This window comes from Antarcticirhabdus aurantiaca (assembly GCF_009765365.1).
Lineage (GTDB): Bacteria > Pseudomonadota > Alphaproteobacteria > Rhizobiales > Rhizobiaceae > Antarcticirhabdus > Antarcticirhabdus aurantiaca.
The window spans coordinates 56,056-75,098 of sequence record NZ_VTOM01000030.1; the positions used below are offsets into that span (position 1 = coordinate 56,056).

Consider the following 19,043-nt stretch of genomic DNA (forward strand, 5'->3'; position numbering starts at 1 on the left):
GGGACCCCGCCAACGCGACAGGATCCGATCGATGCCCGCGCTGCGCCCGCCCTTTCTGCTTCTTCGCGTCGCCTGCCTCGCCGCGGGTCTGGCCGTCGCCGCCCCGGCATTCGCGAGCTTCGACGACGAGCTCGTCGCCGCGACGTCGATCGTCGAGGCCAACGCGTCCGCGATCGACGCGGCGCGCGATCCGCAGGAGCGGGCGCGGCTCCTGCGCGGCTCCATCGAAGCGATCGACATCCTGGCCGGCTTCGCCTCGCCTGAGGTCGGCTCCCAGGCCGCCCGGGACGCGCTGACGCGGCTCGGGCGCGAGGGGCTGACGCCGGACGTTCTGCGCATGTCGCTCGTCGACGTGCTGCTGCCGAGCCTCGGCGCCGGCGCCACCGGCCTCGACGTCGAGATCAAGGCCACGGCCGGGAGCCTGTCCGATCCCGCCTACCGCTCCGCGGCCTGGGCCGCTCTCGCCCGCGCCCACGCGGCCCTCGGCGAAGCGGAGGAGGCCGAGCGCCTCGCCGAGCGGGCGATCGACGAGGCGCAGGCGATCGAGCGCGATCCGACCCGCAACGGTGCGCTGCGCGGTGCGGTGCTGTCGGCCGCCGCGCCCGGCCGCGTGCCCGCCGCGGCGGCGAAGGCGAGCGACCTCATGAACACGGCGGCCGCCCGCGCCGGCCTCTACCAGGATCTCGCTAGGCTCAGGCTGCGCGCCAGTGCGACCGGCGAGACCGACGACGACGCGCTGCCCGAGGCCGCCGAGCTCGACCGCCGCGCCCGCGAGTCCCTGGCGTCGGGGCGGCTGCGCGCGGCGCTGACCGCCGCCCAGGCCATGGATCGCGACGAGAAGATGCGCGACGCGCGTCTCGGCGACATCCTCGACGCAGCGCTTGCCGCCGACAACGAGCCGCTCGGCCTGGAAGCGGCCAAGTCCTTCGGCCGCAACAAGCCGCAGGACGGGGCGCTGCGCCGCCTCGTCGACCGGCTGTTCGAGTCCGGCCATCCGCTGCGGGCCGGCGAGATCGCCGCGCTGATCATCCGCGACAAGGCGCGGGCCGATGCCGAGATCGCCGTGTCCGACAAGCTGCGCGAGAACGGTTACCGCCGGGCCGCGCTGGACGTCCTGGAGCGGATCGCCGTCTCGCCCGTCGACAACGGCGACACCGCCGCGCGGATCGTCGACCGCCTCGCGGCCGGCGACGCCTTCGACGTCGCGAAAGAGCGCGCCGCCGCGATCACCGCGCCGGAGGCCCGCTCGCAGGGCTTCTCGCGCCTCGCCAAGCGCCTAGCCGATGCGGGCCGCATCGAGGACGCGCGGGCGCTCCTGCCGGAGGCGAGCCGCCCCGACGACCGCTCCTTCGCGGAAAGTGGCCTGGCGCGCGCTCTCGCCCGCAGCGGCCGGATCGAGGACGCGCAGGCCATCGCCGACCGCCTGACGATCTCCGAGGACCGCGACCGCGCTCTGGAAGCCATCGCCCAAGCCCGCGCCGAGGCTGGCGCGCCGGACGAGGCCCGTTCGGCGATCGACGCGATCGCGGGAAGCGAGACGCGGGCGAGCGCCCTCGCGGCCCTGGCCGGCGCGCTCGGCCGGGCGGAGCAGGGCGCCGCCCTGGCCCGCCTCGACGAGGCGCAGGGGATTCTCGGGACCGCCGATGCGCGCGCTGAGCGCGTCCGGATCGCCCGCGCCTTCGCCGAGCTCGGCGATCTCGGGCGCGCCGACGCGGCGATCGCGCTTATCGCCGATCCGCGGGCCCGCGCCGAGGCGCAGGAAGCCGTCGCCGCCCATCAGGCGGGGCAGGGCGCCCTCGACGATGCCGAACGGCGCCGGGAACTTCTTGCCGCGGGCCCCGCCCGCGACCGGCTCGCCGCGCGCGTCGCGCTCGCCCGCTTCGCGGCCGAGGACGACCTGTCGCGCCTCGTCGCCGACCTGCGCCCGCTGCCCTACGACATCCGCGTTCCCGCCTTTCGCGAGGCGGCCGAGCGCGAGGCGACGCGGCTCGACCGGCGCGGCTGGATCGATCCCGGCAATGCCGTGACCGCCCTCGCGCCGGCCGCGGTGCCGACCGCCCGCGCGAACTTCGCCGTCGGCCACCAGCTCGTCACCGCGCCAATCGCCGGCCTCGACGCGCCCGAGCGGGTCGAGCTGCCGGACGTGTCCGGCCACACCGCCGCGGCGTTGCGCGCGCGGATGCCCGCGCCGAGCGGCGGCAAGGCGAGCATCGCCATTCTCGGCTTCAGCCCCTTCAGCCAGGAAGCCTTCAAGCTGACGGCCAAGGGCCGCGAGGCGATCTACGAGGTGCAGCGCGCCCAGAAGCTCACCTGGCCGCGCTACATCGCGATCGAGAGCGGCACGATGAGCTTCGGCCAGCTCATGCGCCAGCTGCCCGACGCCGCGGCGCTCGGCATGCTCTCGTCCGAGGGCGGCGTCCTGATGGTCCGCGTGCCGGTCGTCGTCCTGCCGGGCGCCTCCCTCGTGATGTCCGGCCAGGAGTTCTCGCAATACCGCTTCAGCGCCACCACCGGCGCCTTCCTGGCGGTCGCCGGCAGCCTCGTCGTGCAGGATACGGCCTTTGTCGGCTGGGACGAGGCGGGGAACCGCCCGGCCGAGGCGACTGACCAGACCAAGGCGGATTTCCGCCCCTTCATCACCGCCTGGGGCGGCAGCCACCTCGCCATCGCGGGCAGCCGCCTCGCCATGCTCGGCTACGATTCCGGCAAGGCCTACGGGCTCACCCAGTCGAGCGGCGCGGCGGTGCAGGACCTCTACCGCTTCGGCCCGGCGAGCCCGAAGGGCGACATCGTCGACAATTCGTTCGAGAACCTGCGCTACGGCTATTACAGCTACGAGGCGGACGGCGTCTTCGTCGTCGGCAACGAGTACCGCGACAACGTCGTCTACGGCATCGACCCGCACGACCGCTCGCACGGCCTGGTGATCGCGCTCAACACCGCCTACGGCACCTTTAAGAAGCACGGCATCATCGTTTCGCGCGAGGTCAACGACAGCTTCATCTTCGCCAACCTGTCGGTCGACAACCACGGTTCGGGCATCATGCTCGACCGCCAGAGCCTCCGAAACGTCGTCTACGCCAACACCGCCCGGAACAACGGCGGCGACGGCCTGTCCTTCTACGAGAGCGGCTGCAACATCGCCCTGTCCAACATGCTGAAGGGCAACCGCCGCGCCGGCATCAAGGTGCGCAACAGCGCGGCCGTCGCGCTCTACGACAACACGGTCGAGAACAACGCCGCCTCGGGCGCCGATATCTACGCCTCCGACCTGCGCACCTCCCCGGAAGGGCTCCTGCGCAACTTCGTGCTCGATCCCTTCGAGCCGGTCGCCACGACCATCCTCGGGCAGAACCGCTTCGTCGCCAACCACCTCGGCATCAACTCGGCCGGCGCCACCACCATCATGCTCGACCGCAACGCCTTCAACGACCAGCGCAACCAGGTCTTCTCCGGCGATCTGCGCCTCCTGTCCTCGTATCTCCTCCAGATCGGCGAGAACGCCGCGGTCGCCGTCGACAACACCTGCCAGCCCGAGCCCTCCGCGAACGCCCATCACGGGCAGGCCTGCGAATTGCCGGGCTTCGCGCCCCTGAAGGCCCGCACGAAAGCGCCGGCCGTGCCGATCGGCCCCGACGGCAAGCCCCGTTCCTGCAATGCGCCCGGCGGCTCGCCCCAGGCCAAGGTCACTCTGGGAGGCCGTTCCGATGGCTGACGCGCGCCGCTGCCTGACGTCCCTCGCCGTTCTCGCCGGCCTCGTGCTTTCTCTGCCGGGCGCCGCCCGGGCGGACGGCTGGACGGGCCTCTTCGACGTGCCCGCCCGGCAGGCGGCGCTGAAGACGCGGGAACTCGCCTCCGTGCGCGCCGCATGCCTCGCGATCCCGGCCAAGTCCGCCTGGCGGCGCCTCGCGCCGATCCCCGCGCTCCAGCCGACCGAGGGCTACGGCTCGGACAACTCGGCCGAGGACTTTTCCTGGGCGGTCATGGTCCTGTCGGGCCGGGCGCTCGGGGGCGACGAGAAGGCCCGGCGCCAGCTCGCGGAGCTGATGCTCGCCTGGGCGGAGGCCGATGCCTTCGAGGCGACGCCCGAAGCCTACGACCCTTATTACGCGCTGAAGCGCCAGCTCCTGCCGCTCGCGGTCGCCTTCCAAGTCCTGTCCCCCACGCTGACGGACGAGGAGGCGAAAACCTTGCGCGACTGGATCGATCCGCTGGTACGCCGGATCGACGCGCGCTTCGATGGCGACGTCGACCTCAACAACCACCGCACCCTCGCCGACAGCGTCCTCATGGTCTGGGGCTCGATTGTCGGCGACGAGGCCCTGTTCGAGAAGGGCGTCGGGCGCTTCCGCGAAACGCTCGCCGAAACCCGCGCCGACGGCACGCTGCCGCTGGAGGCCCGGCGCGGGGCGCGCGCCCTCTGGTACCAGCGCCAGACCCTGGCGAGCCTCACCGTGATCGCCGAGGCCGCCCGCGGACACGGGCTCGACCTCTACGCGCAAGCCTCGCCGGACGGGCGAAAGAGCTTCGCGACGCTCCTGTCGGCGCTCCTCAACGGCCTCGACGCGCCGCTTCTCGCCACCGTCTACAGTGCCGAGAACCACATTCCCGGGCCCGAGAAGGACTACCTGAAGCCCGATCTCGGCTTCATGGAAACCCGCGGCCACGGCCGCCACTACATGGCCTTCACCGAAGCCGCCGCGCGCGGCGGGAGCGAGCTCGCCTTCGGGCGCCTCGACGCGCTCGTGGACAGCCGGCTCGCCGGCCAGCGCCCGCTCATCGACGAGTTCGTCGGCGGCAACGCCACCTGCTTCTGGGGACAGCCGCGATGACGACGCTTCAGCGCGCCCTTCTTCTCGCTTCGGTTCTCGGCTTCGCCGGGCCGCACCTCGCTTCGGCCGCCGAGGCCGACGGCGCCCTCGCGGCGAGCCGCGCGACGCTGGAGCGCCTCGCCGCGAGCCCGGCCGCGGCCGACCGGCGGGCGCTCGGCGACTTCCTCGCGGTCGGCCTGCCGGTCAGCGCCGCCAATCCCCTGCGGGCCCCCGACCGACCGGGCGCGGTGCGCGCCTATCGCGAGGCGATCGCGGCCGGCGACCGCTCGCCCGAAACGCTCGCGGCGCTCGCCCGGCTGGCGCTCTTCGACGAGGACCGCGCCCTTCTCGCCGAGATCGGCCCGATGCTGCGCCAGGCGGCCTTCCGCCAGGACGGCGAGGCCGCCTTCCTCCTGGCGGTGGCCGTGCGCGACGGCTGGCTTCAGGCCGAGGAGAGCCCCGAGTCGCTGATGAAGGCGGCGGCCGTGATGGGCAGCCTGTCGGCGCTCCTCGACATCGCCCGCAGCGGCGAGGCGCCGTCGGACACGGTGAAGCAGGTCGCCCTCGCCGAGCTGCGGGACAAGGCGATGAACGGCTCGGCCGGCGCCATGGTCTCGCTCGCCCACGCCTATCGCGACGGCCTCCTGACCGGGGTCGACGAGGCCATGGCGACGAAGTGGCTGGAAGCCGCCGCCGCGCTCAACCACGTCCCGGCCATGGTGGAACTCGCCGGCCGGCTCGTTCACGGCGTCGGCGGGCCGGCCGATCCGGCCCGCGCGCTCGACCTCCTGCGCCGCGCCGCGCGCGGCGGCAGCAGCGACGCGGCCATGGCGATCGGCGACGACGCGGCCGATCTCGGCCTCCTGTCGGTTCCCCAGGAGGAGGGCCGGCAGTGGCTCGCCTGGGCCGCGGAGACCGGCACGCCGCGCGCCGCCGCCCAACTCGCCAGCCTCAACCTTCGCGCCGCGCTGCGCGGCGACGTCTCGCCCGAGCTGCGCACGGCCCGCATCGACGCCGCGCTCGCGCCGATCGCGAGCGATCCCGACGCGCTGGCGAGCCTCGCCGCCCGCTTCCGCACCAGCGCCGACGGCGCGCTCCTCGAGGTCCGGCTCCTGCCGCTCCTGCACCGGCGCACGCTGGAGGGCAGCATCGCCGCGGGTCTCGCCCTCGACGCCTGGCTGCGGCTCGGTGGCCGCCCCATGCCGGAGGATGCGGGCACCGCGCTCGTTGCGGCCCTGCGGGCCGACGCCGACACCGGCGTCGCGCAGTCGAGCTACACCCTCGCCGCGCTCTCGCTCGACGGCCGCATCGGCCCCGCCGCCCTGTCGCGCGAGGAGGCCGTGGACCGCCTCTTCGACGCCGCCTCGCTCGATGTCGGCCAGGCGGCCCTTCGCATCGGCAAGATGTACGCCTACGGCCAGACCTTCGCCAAGAGCCGGGCCTTCGCCAAGCGCTGGTTCGAGAAGGCCGCGGCGCTCGACGTCGAGGCGGCGCGCTGGCTCCTCGCCGACCTCGAGATGCGCGACGGGGACGCGGCCGAGCGGGCGGCGGGCGAGCGCTTCTACGCCGCGCGCATGGCCGCGGGCGACGCCCGCGCGGCCAGCGCAGACGTTGCCTGGCGCCTGCGCGCCGGCATCCTCGACGCGGCGGCCATCGCCCGGGCCGAGGAGATCGCCACGACCGCGGCCTCGGCCGTCAGCCTCGCCCGCATCCTCGTCGCGGGCGGCCGGCCCGACCTCGCCGAGGCGGCCCGGCGCGTGCTGCAGCCCTTTGTCGGTCGTAACCCCGACCCGCAGGCGCTCGTCGTCTTCGCCCGCACGCTGATGGACACCGGCGCGGCGGCCCCGGAGCACGAGCGCGGCGTGTCGATGCTGGAGCGTGCCGTGGCGCTCGGCTCGGACGAGGCGAGCATCGCCCTTGCCGGCATCTACCTCTCGAACATTTCCTACGCCCCCAAGCAGGCGGAGGCGGTGGAGCTTCTGGAGACCGTGCTCGCCCGCGATCCGACCGACATCGCCGCCCGGCTCCTCCTGTCGGACGCTTACCTCCTCGGTTACGGCGTGGCGCGCGACCCGAAGAAGGCCAACGACCTGATCGGCGGCGTCCTCGTCCAGAGCTCCTCCGACAGCCCCGAGGCCGCGATCCTCGAAGCCGACTGGCTGAGCTTCTCCGACGCCAAGCGCGACCCGCGCCGGGCGGTGGATCTCCTGCGCCAGCAGGTCGAGCGCGGCTCCGTCGCGGCCGGCCGGGCGCTCGCCGTCACCTATCTCAACGGCTTCGGCCCGTCCCACGACGCGGATCTGGCGGCCGGCCTGATGTTCGGGGCGGCGAGCGGGGGCGACAAGGAGGCCATGGCCGGCCTCGGCCACCTCCTCCTCAACGGCATGGGCGTCGCCCGCGCGCCGCAGGACGGCATCGCCTGGCTGCAGAAGGCGGCCGACGCCGGCAACGCCACCGCCATGTACGACCTGTCGCGCATCTTCGCGCTCGGTACGGGGGGCGAGACCGATCCGGCCAAGAGCATCGCCTGGCTGACGCGGGCGGCCGAGCGTGGCCATCCCGCCGCGACCTACCAGCTCGCCGTCGCCTATCTCGAGGGCGATGGCGTGGCGCGCGACCGCGACGAGGCGCTGCGCTGGCTGAAGCGCTCGGAAGCCGGCGGCAACCTTCTGGCCGGCCGCACCATCCGCCAGATCGAAACGGCCGGCCCCGACGCCGACCGGGATTCCATCGAGCTCGAATAGGCCTGCCGGCCGAACCGCGAACGGGAGGATCGCTTCCATGACTTCGATGATCGACAGGTCCCGGCGCCGCCGTGCGGCGGCCGCCCTTGCCGGCGCCTCGCTCCTGGCGCTCCTCGCGGGCGCCGCCGCGGCGCAGGAGCCCGGGCTCGCCCTGCCGGCGCTTTCGGCATTGCCGGGCCTCGCCGCGCCCGCGCCGCCGAGGGAGCCGGTCGTGCCGCTGCCAACGCCCGCGCCCGTCTACGCCGATCCCGCCGCCGGCGTCGGCGCGGCCGACGCCAAGGCGACCCTGCGCCGGCCGCCGAAGCTCGCCGATGCGACGCTCTGCCGCCCGCCCGCCGCGGCGAGCCCGCCGGCGATCGACTGGGCTGCCTGGGACGGGGGAGACCCGGGCGTCGATCCCGCGCGCATGCTGATCGATGCCGAGCGCCTCGCGGAGGGCAGCGCCGAGGTGCCGCGCGACAAGGTGCTCGCCCGGCGCATGCTGGAGCGCCTGGCCGGGGCGCCGGGACCGGCGAGCGCCCGCGCCAAGCGCGATCTCGCCCTGCTTCTGGTCGATCCGGAGGCCGGTGCCGTCGATCCGGCTCGCGCCGGGGCGCTCCTCGAAGCCGCGCTGGCCGAGCGGGAAACCACCGCCGCGCTCGCACTCGGGCGGCTCAACCGCGACAACCGCTTGCCGGGCGCGAGCCCCGAACGCGCGGCGAAGTTCTTCAGCATCGCCGCGAGCTTCGGCGACCCGCGCGCGGGCCTCGAATTTGCCGGCCTCTTCGGTGCGGGCGGCGCGCCCGAGCCCTTTCCGGGGGCGGCCGACCATTACCTGACGCTCGCCCTCATCGGCGCGCAGACGGCGCTCAGCCAAGGCGATTGCGGCATCGTCGCCGATGTCGGCGACCTGCTTCTCGGGGCGCCCGGCCGCGAGGACTTCGCAGCCGCCTTGCCCTGGTACGAGGTCGGCGACCGGATCGGCGATCCCGTTTCCGAGCTGCGGCTCGCCCGCCTCGCCGAGGCCGGCTCCGGCATGCCGCGCGATGCCGCCCGCGCGCTCGCGCTTCGCGAGGAGGCTGCCGCCCACGGCTCGCTCGACGCGCTGACGCTCGTCGCCGACCATTACCTGTCCGACGGCCGCGACGTCGCCAAGGGCTTGGCGCTGGCGAAACGCGCCGCCGAGGGCCGCTCGATGAGCGCCGTCCGGCTCCTCGCCCGCTACCAGCGCGGCGACTTCACCGGCACGCCGGACTTCGCCGCCATGAACGCGACGCTCGACGCGGCCATCGCCAGGCCCGGCGCGAGCGCCCTTCTTCTCGCCGACAAGGCGACCGCCCTCCTCGAAGGGCAGGGCGTGCCGGTCGACCGGAGCGCTGCGGCCGCGCTGTTTCAGCGGGTCGGCGCCTTCGAGACGCCCGAGGCCGATCTCGCTTTTGCCGGCTTCCTCCTGCGCGAGGGCATCGACCGGCCGCAGGCCGAGGCGCGCCTGCGCCGCGCCGCCGAAGCGGGCAACCCGCTCGCCATGCTGGAGGTCTCGGACGAACTCCGCTGCGAGGCGGGACCGTCCCAGGCCGAGGCCGTCGCCGACTGGCGCCGCCGCGCGGCCGAGGCCGGCGCCTCCGCCGCCATGCGCCGGATCGGTCAGGTCGCGGCCGACCGCGGCGAGGCGGACGAGGCGCGGCGATGGCTCTCGCAAGCCGCCGAGGCCGGCGACCGGATCGCGATGGTCGAACTCGCCAAGATCGAGGCGGCGGCCGGGGGAGGGCGGACCGCCGCGAGCTGGGCCGCGAAGGCGGCGGCGCCCGGCGAGAACGTCGTCGAAGGGCGCCTCGCGCTCGCCCGCGCCTATGCGAGCGGGGAGCTCGCCGCCGAGCCGAACAGCGCCGAGGCCCTCCTCGCCTCCGTCGAGGCGAGCGGCAGCGCGTCCGTGGACCTGGAGCTCGGCCGCCTCGTTCTCGCCTCGGCGCGGGCCGGCGAGCCGGCCTGGGACCAGGGCCTCTCGCACCTGCGCCGGGCGGCGCTGCGGGGCAACGCCAAGGCGATGACCGCGCTCGCCCGCCTCGGCGAGGGCGCAGGAAACGCGGCCGACGCGCCGGACGCCTCCCCCCGCGCGCTGATGCTGCGCGCCGCCCGCGCCGGCGATCCGCAGGGCCTCGCGGCGGTCGAGCCCGGCACCGATCCGGTGCCCGACATCCTGGCGGCGCTCGCCGACCGGCGGGTCTGCGAGCCGCTCGCGCTCGTCCAGATGGCGCGGCTCTTCCGCTCCCTGCCGAACGGGCAGGGCACGGCCGATGCCGAGCGCGCGCTGGAGCGCGCCCGCGGCGCGGCCGAGGAGCGGGCCCGCGACCTCCTCGGCCTCGGCCAGGCCTATGCTTCGGGCCTCGCCACCGGCACGCCGGACCCGGCGACGGCCGAAGCGCTGCTGATGCAGGCGGCAAAGCGCGGCAACATGCGCGCCGGCGTCGCGCTCGCCGAGGTCCTCACCGGCGGCGCGTCCAACAAGCGCGACGGCGAGGCGCTTGACTGGCTGCGCCGGGCGGCGCTCGCCGGCGAGCCGAGCGCGGTGAAGGCGCTGGGGGATCTCGCCGATCGGCGCGCGGGCGACGCGCGCGCCTTCGCCGCGACGCTCGCGACGCTGAAGGATCTCGCCGCGACCGGAAACGCCGAGGCGATGTTCGCCGCCGGCTCGATCCTCGCCACGCAAGGCGAGGCGTCGCGCCCCGACGGCCTCGCGCTTCTCGAACGGGCGGCGAAGAGCCGCCACGTCGGCGCGATGAAGATGCTGGCGCAGCTCCACGCCGCCGGCCTCGCCGGCGCGGTCTCGGCCGGCGAGAGCACGAAATGGACCCGGGCCGCGGCCGAGATGGGCGATCCGGAAGCGATGTTCCGCTACGCGCTCGCGCTCGACCTCGGCTTCGGGGTCGCGGCCGATCACGCGGCGGCGACGACCTGGCACGAAAGGGCCCGCAGTCATGGCTTCGAGAACTGAGCGCTTCGCGCCCCTGCGGCGCGTTCTGGCCGCGGCTCTGATCGCCCTCGCCGCGGCGGCCTCGCCGGCCGCGGGCGCGGCCGAGCCGAGCCCGGCAAGCGTCCTCAAGCGCCACGCCGCCGCGGCCGTGGCCGGCGACCGCGAGGCCGTGCGCCGCGTGGCCAAGGCCATCGTCGCGCTCGGGCCGCAGGGGATCCCCTCGGCGGCCGCGCTGCGGCCGCGGCTGCGGACCGAGGCGCGCCTCGGCTCCAGCGCCTCGGCCGTCGCCTACGGCATCCTCCTCCAGTACGGCATCGGCGGCGCGCCCGCCCCGCGCGAAGCGCCCGGCTGGTACGCGCGGGCGGCCGGCGCGGGCAACCGCTCCGGCGCCCAGCGCGCGGCCGTCGCCTACGCGCTCGGCTGGGGCGTCGACCGCGACACCCGCAAGGCGCTGCGGCTCCTGTCGCGGCTGGAGCCGGAAGCGCGCGCCAAGCAGATGGTCGTCATCAGCGAGGCCATGCTGCGGCCCGAGCAGTACGAGCCGGATGCCGCCGAGGACTGGCTGGAGCGCGCGCTTGCGCTCGAAACCCGCTCCACCCTGAAGGCGGTGACGCTGTTCGAGGGCATCGAGTTCAACAATGCCGACCGCAGCGCCGAGATCCTGGCCTTTCTGCGCGGCCGGGCGGAAGCGGGCGATGCGAAGGCTGCGATGCATCTGGGGCGGCGCCTGGCGGACAGCGGCTCGGCCGAGGAGCGCCTGGAAGCGGCGCGCTGGCTGCTCGCGGCCGCGGACGGCGGCGAGGAGCGGGCCCGGCAGAGCCTTGCCGCGCTTCTCGTCGACGCGCGGGCCGGCGTCGGCGCGGGCGGGCCGCAGATCCGCGCGCTCCTGGAGGAGCAGGCGCGCGCCAACTCGCCGGCCGCGCGGGCGAGCCTCGCGGAGGCCGACGCCTTCTCGCTCGGCGGCGGCCCCGTCCGGGCCGGCAACGGCGGCGACTTCCTGGCGGAGGCCGCCCGCGACGGCGACGTCGACGCCCAGGTCAGGCTCGGCATGCTGTTCCTGATCGACACGACCAAGCCCGAGAACGCGGCGCTCGCCCGCGCCTATCTTTCGCTCGCCGCCGCCAAGGGCAGCGCCCTCGCCAGATCTGCCGTCGCGCCGCTCGGCACGATGCCGGAGGCCGAGGCGCTGGCCCTGGTGCGGCGTGACGGGGCGATCCCGAAGAGCTGAAGCCCCCTGCCTTCCCGATCGCACCCGCCGGCCGCCGGCGGGCCCTCCCCCGGGGCCCGCCGGCGTTTCTCGTTCGAAGATCGCGCGGTCTCCGCCGGCCCGGCGCGCCGATCGATGGGGAGAACCCCGTCTTTCGCGCTGAAACGCCTTGCTCCCGCCCTTATGATGCGCTCGCCTGGGAACGAAGTCTTGAGCTGTGCGGTTGCGTTTCTTAACTCGACCGCATCTCACCCCGCGCGACGGATCGAACAATGGTTGACGGTTACGGAATCGAGATCGAGGACATCGGCCTGCAGCGGCGCCGCCTCGAGGCTGCGCGCGAGGGCTACGAGGCGGCCTGTCGCCGCCGCGGCACCGCTCCCGACTGGGAGGGGCTCGAACCGGACGAATGGCATCTCTGGTTCATGACCGTCGACGCGCTGATGAAGCACAAGGCCGAGCGCGAGCCCGCCATCGCCTGCTGAGCGGACGGGGCGTGCGCTCGGGTCAAGCAGGCTCGAAGGGAGAAGACCCATGAGTGCGTCCTCATCCGGCTGGAGCGCCTGGAGCGTGCGGAACGGCATCGAGTCGCACCGAAACGCAATCGCCGGTCGTTTGCCAGGCCAACGGTCTTGCGCTATGCCCGTTTCCGTCATTTGCCGGGAACGTGGAGAGGGCCGAGCAGTCATGGTCGAGCTGCCCGAGGAGGATGACGATCGCTACATGCATCGTCTCGCCGTCTCGCTGCTCCGCGGGCTCGGCGACGTCGACATGTCCGACGGCCTCATGCCCGCTCTCTTCGCGACGCGCCACGTCCTGAACTGGGAAGTCGGTCGCGATCCGAGGCCTGCCGAGATCGAAGCCTTCGCGCACGACTTTCCTGCCTGGGGCACGATCGACGCCGTTTGCGACGGCATCCGCCCGATCTGGTACGAGGACGGCCTGCCCTTCGTGGAGCATGCCGGAATGGAGCAGCCGCTCATCCCGCTCTGCCTGGCCTTCCTCGACGACTACGCCCGGCTCCGCCTGGAGGACGAGGACGCGGTCGAGGGGCGCGCCAAGGGCGCCGCCGTCCGCCCGGCCGAGCGGCGCGCGCTGCGATCCTGATCCATCCTCGCGAGCGCGGCGGTGGCCGCGCGAGCCGAGCCCGCGCGGCCTTCGTTTTGCCCGCCCTTACGCCTCGACGAAGGTCCAGGCGGCGAGCCCCACCGTATCGACGGTCGTGTCGGTGAACAGGATGCCGGAGCCGTCGCCGGTCTCGAGAACGACGCCGTCGCCGACCTGCCGCAGGGCGTCCCGCACCTCGTCCACGGACGAGAACAGATCGTTCGAGATGATCACCGCGTCGCCCTTGCGGAACTCGTGCACCGTGTCGTGGCCGTGGCCGGCCGAGAAGACGTAGACGTCCCGCCCGCTGCCGCCCTTCATCCAGTCGTCGCCCGCGCCTCCTTCGAGGCGGTCGTCGCCGCCATTGCCCCAGAGCACGTCCTTGCCCGCCCCGCCGGCCAGGCTATCGTCGCCGCTGCGGCCGTAGAGCGTATCGTCCTTGCCGGTTCCGGACAGGCTGTCGTCCCTCTTGGTGCCGGTGATGCTCTCACCCTCGCCCGAGGGGCCGGCCGGCTCCGGCATCTCGACCACGACCGGCGGCTGCTCCGTCGGAGGCTGCTCGGTCGGCGGAGGCGATCCCCCGCCCTTCGAAGGCTGCCCGACAAGACCCCCGAGGCCCTTGCCGTCCTGGTGGCTGAAGTCGAGGCCGTGGAAGACGGTCTGGCCGACCCCCGAGCCCTGCGTGTCGTTGACGCCGAGATAGACGCCGGCCTTGAAGTAGAACGTGTCGGACTGCCAGACCGGGTTGATCCGGCTGACCGAGGTGTAGACGTCGCCGTCGGCGAAGACCGACACCTCCAGCTGGTTGCCCTGCGCGTCGATCTTGTAGGAGAAGACCTCGCCCAGGCTGATGTCCGGCGTCTGGCCCGCCGCGTTCTTGAGGAGGAACGTCGTCTCGGCATTGCCGGAGCCGGCCTGGTCGTTGACGAAATGGGTGCTGTTCTTCTCCCAGTAGAGGCGCACGAGCTCGTCGTCCTGCCCGTGGATCTGGCCCACCACCACGCGTCCCGCCGAACCGTCGCTGCGCGTGGGAACCGCGTCCACGGAAAGCGTCGCGGTCATGGTGCCGCCCTCGGACAGGCTCCAGGCGGCGCGGTCGGAGCCGTTCATCTCGCGAAGCTCCGAGCGCGCGTATTTCGAGCCGCTCGTGGTCGCCCCGTCCGTCATGGCGCGGAACACCATGGCCCCGTCCGCCCGGTCGAAGAAGTACCCGTCGTTCTCGTAGCCGACGAGGTCCTTCACCTCGACCGCCGTGCCCGACAGGCTGTTCTTCGCGTCGACGGGAAGCGTCAGCTTCCAGTTGGACAGGTCGAAATTATCGGAATTGACCGGCATCTGCTCTCCAGCTGTTGCTCGCCCGGACCGGCGGTTTGATGCATCCGGGATCGTTGTCCCGCCCCTCGATCCGGGTCGTCCTGATGGTGGTGTCGGGCTGCGGCGGCGTTTCTCGCTGCCGGGCCGTCTGGATGAAACGCATGGGAACGCTGTTGCTGCCCGCCGGAGCGGACCGGGGCGAGACCCTCTTCGACCGGCGCCCGGACCGTGCGGTCGCGGGTTCGGCGGCCCGCGACCGCCCGATCCGCTCGTCCTGACGGAGCGTGAGAGCTCTGCCGGCTAAGGATCGATCGGAACTTGCGTGGGTGGCTTGAATGATCGCCCTTCGATTGAGCCGCCGTTGAAAGACCTCGGTCCATTGGCTGCGATCTGATGAAAGAAAATCGACGTTCAGATCATGTCATTCGTCTCGATATTCATTCGTCCGGCGAGGCGTCTTGTTTCCTGTCTGCGCCGAGGATCCAAGCTCTTCGCCGCGAAGCCCAGGATTGTCTGAAGATTGTCTAAACTAAGGCGTTGATTGTCCGAGGATTTTTCCTAAAGGATCGTTCCTGCTGCGTTGCACCAAAAGCCGTGCGATCACAGAGGCTTGAGCACTGCGTGAAGGCTGGGTTGCGGCCGGCGGCCGTGCCGGGCCGAGGTTGTGGTTTTTGCCCGCACCGGTCTCCTCCGGTTGAGCCGTGCCATGTCGTCCGACCGACGATCCGGCGCCTTTCCTTGATCCCGATTGACGTTCGGCCGAGCGGTTGCCGCTAAAGCTGACGCATGGGAAGCCTGGCGATCGACTGCGCGGGCTCTGGGATCGACTTCGGAGAGCTATGAATGGCGACGTTTGATGTGAGGGCCTTCGGCGCGGTCGGCGACGGCGTGACCGACGACACGGCGGCGATCAAGCGCGCCATCGATGCCTGCAAGGCGGCGGGCGGCGGCACCATCGAGATGTCGGCAGGCACCTATATCGTTCGCGGCGATCCCGCCAACGCCTCGCGCGGGCCGATCGAGCTCTATTCCAACATGACCCTCGCGGGCGCGGGCATCGGCGAGACGGTGATCAAGCTCGCCGACGACTTCAACGCGCGCATCAACGGCATCGTGCGCACCGCCCTCGAAACGGTCGACAACGTCCTGATCTCGAACCTGACGATCGACGGCAACCGCGCCAACAACACCGGCCATCAGGCCGGCTTCATCTGCGGCATCAAGGAGGACAGCGGCAAGACCCAGTCCAACATCACCCTGGACGCCGTCGAGGCGAAGAACTGCACCGCCTACGGCATCAACCCGCACGAGATCACCACGAACATGGTGGTGAAGAACTCCGTCTCGCACGGCAACGGACTCGACGGCTTCGTCGCCGACGCGGTGTTCGGCGGGTCCTATTCGAACAACCTCGCCTACGACAACGACCGCCACGGCTTCAACCTCCAGAACATGACCAAGGACCTGGTCCTGGAGAACAACGAGGCGCGCGGCAACGGCTCGGCAGGCCTCACCATCCAGCGCGGCGACATCCCGCTGGAGAGCGGCGGCGAGCCGCCGCATGTCAGGAACATCCTGGTGAAGGGCGGCGAATACCACGACAACGCCAAGGAGGGCATGCTGATCAAGCTCTCCGACGCCGTCACCGTCGACGGCGCCTCGATCCACGACAACCTGCGCCAGGGCGTGCGCATCGAAGGGTCGATCAACACGACGGTCAAGAACAGCATCCTGACGAACAACGCGCAGGAGGCCGACAACACCTATGACGAGATCAACATCAGGTTGCGCCTCGACGACGCCATCACCAAGACCACGATCTACTCGACCGGCACGAAGATCCTCGACAATACGATCGGCTCGACCGGCGCGGTCAACGCCCGCTACGGCATCCGCGAGGAGCCGACCAACGACGATGGCGGGGCGACGGGCACGGTCGCGACGGGCAACGTCATCACGGGCATGGATTCCGGCCCGCTCTCGATCCCGAGCTTCACCGAGACGGGCACGCCCGGCAACGACGTCTTCTACGGCACCACGGGCGCCAACACCTTTTCGGGCCTCGGCGGCGACGACACCTACACCGTCAACCACACCGGCGACGTGGTGATCGAGGCGGCCGGCGGCGGCACCGACACGGTGATCTCGAGCCTCAACCACACGCTGGCGGCCAATGTCGAGAACCTGACGCTGACCGGCGCCGCCGTCCGCGGCACCGGCAACGCGCTCGCCAACACGATCATCGGCAACGCCGGCAACAACGAGCTCGAGGGTCTGGGCGGCGACGACGTCCTCGACGGCGGAGCGGGCGCCGACGCGATGAAGGGCGGCGACGGCAACGACACCTATTACGTCGACAACGTCGGCGACACGGTGGTCGAGAAGCAGAATGCCGGCCTCGGCGGCGTCGACACGGTGATCTCCAGCGTTTCCTACACCCTGTCCGACGAGGTCGAGAACCTGACGCTCACCGGCACGGCGAGCCTCGACGCCACTGGCAACAGCGCCCGCAACGTCCTGATCGGCAATACCGGCACCAACGTCCTCAACGGTTTGGTCGGCGCCGACACCATGGAGGGCAAGGGCGGGAACGACACCTATGTCGTCGACAACACCGGCGACGTGGTGATCGAGGCCGCGGGCGCGGGCATCGACACGGTGGTGTCGAGCATCGCCTACGTGCTCGGCGCCAACGTCGAGAACCTGACCCTGTCGGGCGCGGCCGCGATCAACGGCGACGGAAACGCACTCGCCAACGCGATCACCGGCAACGCGGCCGCCAACCGCCTCCACGGCTGGGACGGCAACGACGTCCTCGACGGCGGCGCGGGGGCGGACCAGCTCTACGGCGACGCTGGCGACGACGTCTTCGTCTTCGCCAAGGGGCAGGCCAACGGCGACACGATCGAGGACTTCGACGGCAAAGGCGCGGCAGCCGGCGACCGGATCGTCCTCGTCGGCTACGGTGCGGGCACGACGGTCGTGCAGGGCGCCGGCAGCACCTGGACGATCGTCGACGGGGCGGCGAGCGAGACGATCACGATCAAGCGGCCGGTGGGCGCTGCGGCCGTGGACCTGTCCGACTTCGCCTTCGCAAACGGCGCGCCGGTGCCGGGTGAGGGCGGCGGCGGCCCGGTGCCCGGCCGCCCGCCGGTCGCAGCCGCCACGGGCAACGCGGCGGGCGTGGCGGAGGACACGACGCTGAGCGGCAGGCTGCCGGCGGCCACCGATCCCGACGGCAATTCGGGCCTCACCTACCTCCTGGTCTCTCCGGTTCAGGGGCTGGCGCTCGGATCCGGCGGCACCTTCACCTACGCGCCGCCGGCCAACTTCGCCGGCACGACGGTGTTCCAGTATCAGGCGGTCGATCCAAGCGGCTTGAAGAGCGCGGTCACGGACTTCGTCATCACCGTCTCGCCCGTCAACGACGCACCGGTCGCGGCGAGCCTCGGCAACGCGGCGAGCGCGCCGGACGGAGCGGTGTTCGCGGGCCGCCTTCCAGCCGCCGCCGATCCCGACGCCGGCGACGCGCTGACCTATGTCCAGGTTGGCAGCCTCGCCGGTCTGGTCCTCAAGCCGGACGGCAGCTTCACCTACGCCGCCGCGCCCAATGCCTCGGGGATCGTCAGCTTCCAGTACCAGGCGAAGGACGCGGCCGGCGCGCTGAGCGCGGTGACGAGCTTCGCTTTGACCATCGAGAACAGGAACGACGCGCCCGTCGCCGCGGCCTCCGGCAACGGCGCGAGCGGCAACGAGGACACGGTGATCACGGGAAGCCTTCCCGCCGCGAGCGATCCGGACGGCGACACCGGGCTCACCTACCACCTCGTCGCCGCCGTCCAGGGCCTGACCCTCAACCCGAACGGCACCTTCAGCTACGCGCCCGCGCCGGACTTCTTCGGCACGGCGAGCTTCCAGTACCAGGTCAAGGATCCCGGCGGCCTCCTGAGCCAGGCCCAGACCTTCACCATCACCGTCATCGACGTGCCGGAAACGACGCCCGGCGGCGCGACGATCACCGGCACGGGCGGCGCCAACACGCTGAACGGCACGGCCGGGAACGACACGATCGACGGCCTTTCCGGCGCCGACACCATGGCCGGCAAGGCGGGCGACGACACCTATTACGTCGACACGTCGAGCGACAAGGTGATCGAGCTCGCGTCCCAAGGCATCGACACGGTCTTCGCGAAATCGAGCTTCACCATCGCCGCCGACAGCCACGTCGAGATCCTCAAGGGGATCGGAACCTCCGCCGTGACGCTGAAGGGCAACGACTTCGCCAACGCGATTACCGGCAACGACGCGGCCAACACGATCTCGGGGGGCGGGGGCAACGACCGGCTCGACGGGGGGCTGGGCAAGGATGTCCTCACCGGCGGCGCGGGACAGGACGCCTTCCTGTTCTCCACGGCGCTCGGGGGCAGCAACGTCGACACGATCAAGGACTTCGTCGTGCGCGACGACGACATCGGCCTGGCGCGGGCGATCTTCGGCAACCTGGGCGTCGAGGACCTGGACCCCAACGCCTTCGTCGTCGGCAAGGCGGCGCTCGATGCAAGCGACCGCATCATCTACGACAAGGCCGCCGGCGCGCTTCTGTTCGACGCGGACGGGGCGGGCGGCGCGGCCGCGATCCAGTTCGCGGTGATCTCGCCCAACCTCGCGATCAGCGCCGACGACTTCTTCCTGTTCTGAGATGGCACGGACATGCGGGAAGGGCCGCGGCGGTGATCCCGCCGCGGCCCTTCCCGCTTCGTCGTCGCCGGGTCTCAGCCCTCTCTGAGTGCGTTTTGTGCGGCTTTGAGGCCCCAGGCGAGGCGGGTGTTTGCGGCGTCCTGGCTTGGCGCCTCGACGTAGCAGCGCAGCTCGGGCGCGTTGCCCGAGGCGCGGTAGTGCACCACCGAGCC

Annotated in this window: 10 protein-coding genes; 8 read left to right on the forward strand and 2 right to left on the reverse strand. The window is 72.3% G+C overall.

Translation table 11 applies throughout. From position 1 onward, the window contains the following. Positions 1–31 precede the first annotated feature (31 nt). The 7 genes from FZN60_RS25710 (at position 32) to FZN60_RS25740 (ending at position 12,819) form a co-directional block, all read left to right on the forward strand. Positions 32–3,715: a NosD domain-containing protein gene (locus FZN60_RS25710; RefSeq protein ID WP_158876716.1), complete on the forward strand. Its 3,684-nt coding sequence runs from the start codon at positions 32–34 to the stop codon at positions 3,713–3,715. After that, entirely contained in the window at positions 3,708–4,832 is a 1,125-nt protein-coding gene (locus FZN60_RS25715) for an alginate lyase family protein (RefSeq protein WP_158876718.1), read from the forward strand. Before FZN60_RS25710 ends, FZN60_RS25715 begins: the two co-directional genes overlap by 8 nt. Further along, complete coding sequence (locus FZN60_RS25720) at positions 4,829–7,555, forward strand: SEL1-like repeat protein (protein ID WP_158876720.1); 2,727 nt, start codon at positions 4,829–4,831, stop codon at positions 7,553–7,555. The genes FZN60_RS25715 and FZN60_RS25720 overlap by 4 nt, the downstream gene beginning before the upstream one ends. Positions 7,556–7,592: 37 nt before the next feature. Beyond that, positions 7,593–10,526 (forward strand): tetratricopeptide repeat protein, encoded by a 2,934-nt coding sequence (locus FZN60_RS25725; protein ID WP_158876722.1) that lies wholly within the window; start codon positions 7,593–7,595, stop codon positions 10,524–10,526. Continuing rightward, the gene (locus FZN60_RS25730) at positions 10,510–11,733 is read left to right on the forward strand and encodes an SEL1-like repeat protein (protein WP_158876724.1); all 1,224 of its coding nucleotides are present in this window, start codon (positions 10,510–10,512) and stop codon (positions 11,731–11,733) included. Before FZN60_RS25725 ends, FZN60_RS25730 begins: the two co-directional genes overlap by 17 nt. Positions 11,734–11,984: 251 nt before the next feature. After that, positions 11,985–12,197, forward strand: a complete 213-nt coding sequence (locus tag FZN60_RS25735) for a hypothetical protein (protein WP_158876726.1) — start codon at positions 11,985–11,987, stop codon at positions 12,195–12,197. Positions 12,198–12,399: 202 nt separating this feature from the next. Beyond that, positions 12,400–12,819, forward strand: coding sequence for a hypothetical protein (locus FZN60_RS25740; RefSeq protein ID WP_158876728.1), 420 nt, complete (start codon positions 12,400–12,402; stop codon positions 12,817–12,819). Positions 12,820–12,885: 66 nt separating this feature from the next. Here FZN60_RS25740 and FZN60_RS25745 read toward each other — a convergent pair whose 3' ends face one another. Beyond that, positions 12,886–14,154, reverse strand: a complete 1,269-nt coding sequence (locus FZN60_RS25745; RefSeq protein WP_158876730.1) for a polysaccharide lyase family 7 protein — start codon at positions 14,152–14,154, stop codon at positions 12,886–12,888. 822 nt (positions 14,155–14,976) lie between these two features. Here FZN60_RS25745 and FZN60_RS25750 point away from each other — a divergent pair. Continuing rightward, positions 14,977–18,831, forward strand: a complete 3,855-nt coding sequence (locus FZN60_RS25750; protein ID WP_158876732.1) for a tandem-95 repeat protein — start codon at positions 14,977–14,979, stop codon at positions 18,829–18,831. 74 nt (positions 18,832–18,905) lie between these two features. On the opposite strand, the gene FZN60_RS29215 is transcribed toward FZN60_RS25750, so the two are convergent. Beyond that, positions 18,906–19,043 (reverse strand): hypothetical protein (locus FZN60_RS29215; RefSeq protein WP_199266651.1); only part of this gene is annotated, 138 nt, incomplete at its 5' end.

Bases quoted from the DNA above. Each gene is read 5' to 3' on its own strand.
- FZN60_RS25710 (WP_158876716.1), top strand. From the start codon at position 32: ATGCCCGCGCTGCGCCCGCCCTTTCTGCTTCTTCGCGTCGCCTGCCTC.
- FZN60_RS25715 (WP_158876718.1), top strand. From the start codon at position 3,708: ATGGCTGACGCGCGCCGCTGCCTGACGTCCCTCGCCGTTCTCGCCGGC.
- FZN60_RS25720 (WP_158876720.1), top strand. From the start codon at position 4,829: ATGACGACGCTTCAGCGCGCCCTTCTTCTCGCTTCGGTTCTCGGCTTC.
- FZN60_RS25725 (WP_158876722.1), top strand. From the start codon at position 7,593: ATGACTTCGATGATCGACAGGTCCCGGCGCCGCCGTGCGGCGGCCGCC.
- FZN60_RS25730 (WP_158876724.1), top strand. From the start codon at position 10,510: ATGGCTTCGAGAACTGAGCGCTTCGCGCCCCTGCGGCGCGTTCTGGCC.
- FZN60_RS25735 (WP_158876726.1), top strand. From the start codon at position 11,985: ATGGTTGACGGTTACGGAATCGAGATCGAGGACATCGGCCTGCAGCGG.
- FZN60_RS25740 (WP_158876728.1), top strand. From the start codon at position 12,400: ATGGTCGAGCTGCCCGAGGAGGATGACGATCGCTACATGCATCGTCTC.
- FZN60_RS25745 (WP_158876730.1), bottom strand. From the start codon at position 14,154: ATGCCGGTCAATTCCGATAATTTCGACCTGTCCAACTGGAAGCTGACG.
- FZN60_RS25750 (WP_158876732.1), top strand. From the start codon at position 14,977: ATGGCGACGTTTGATGTGAGGGCCTTCGGCGCGGTCGGCGACGGCGTG.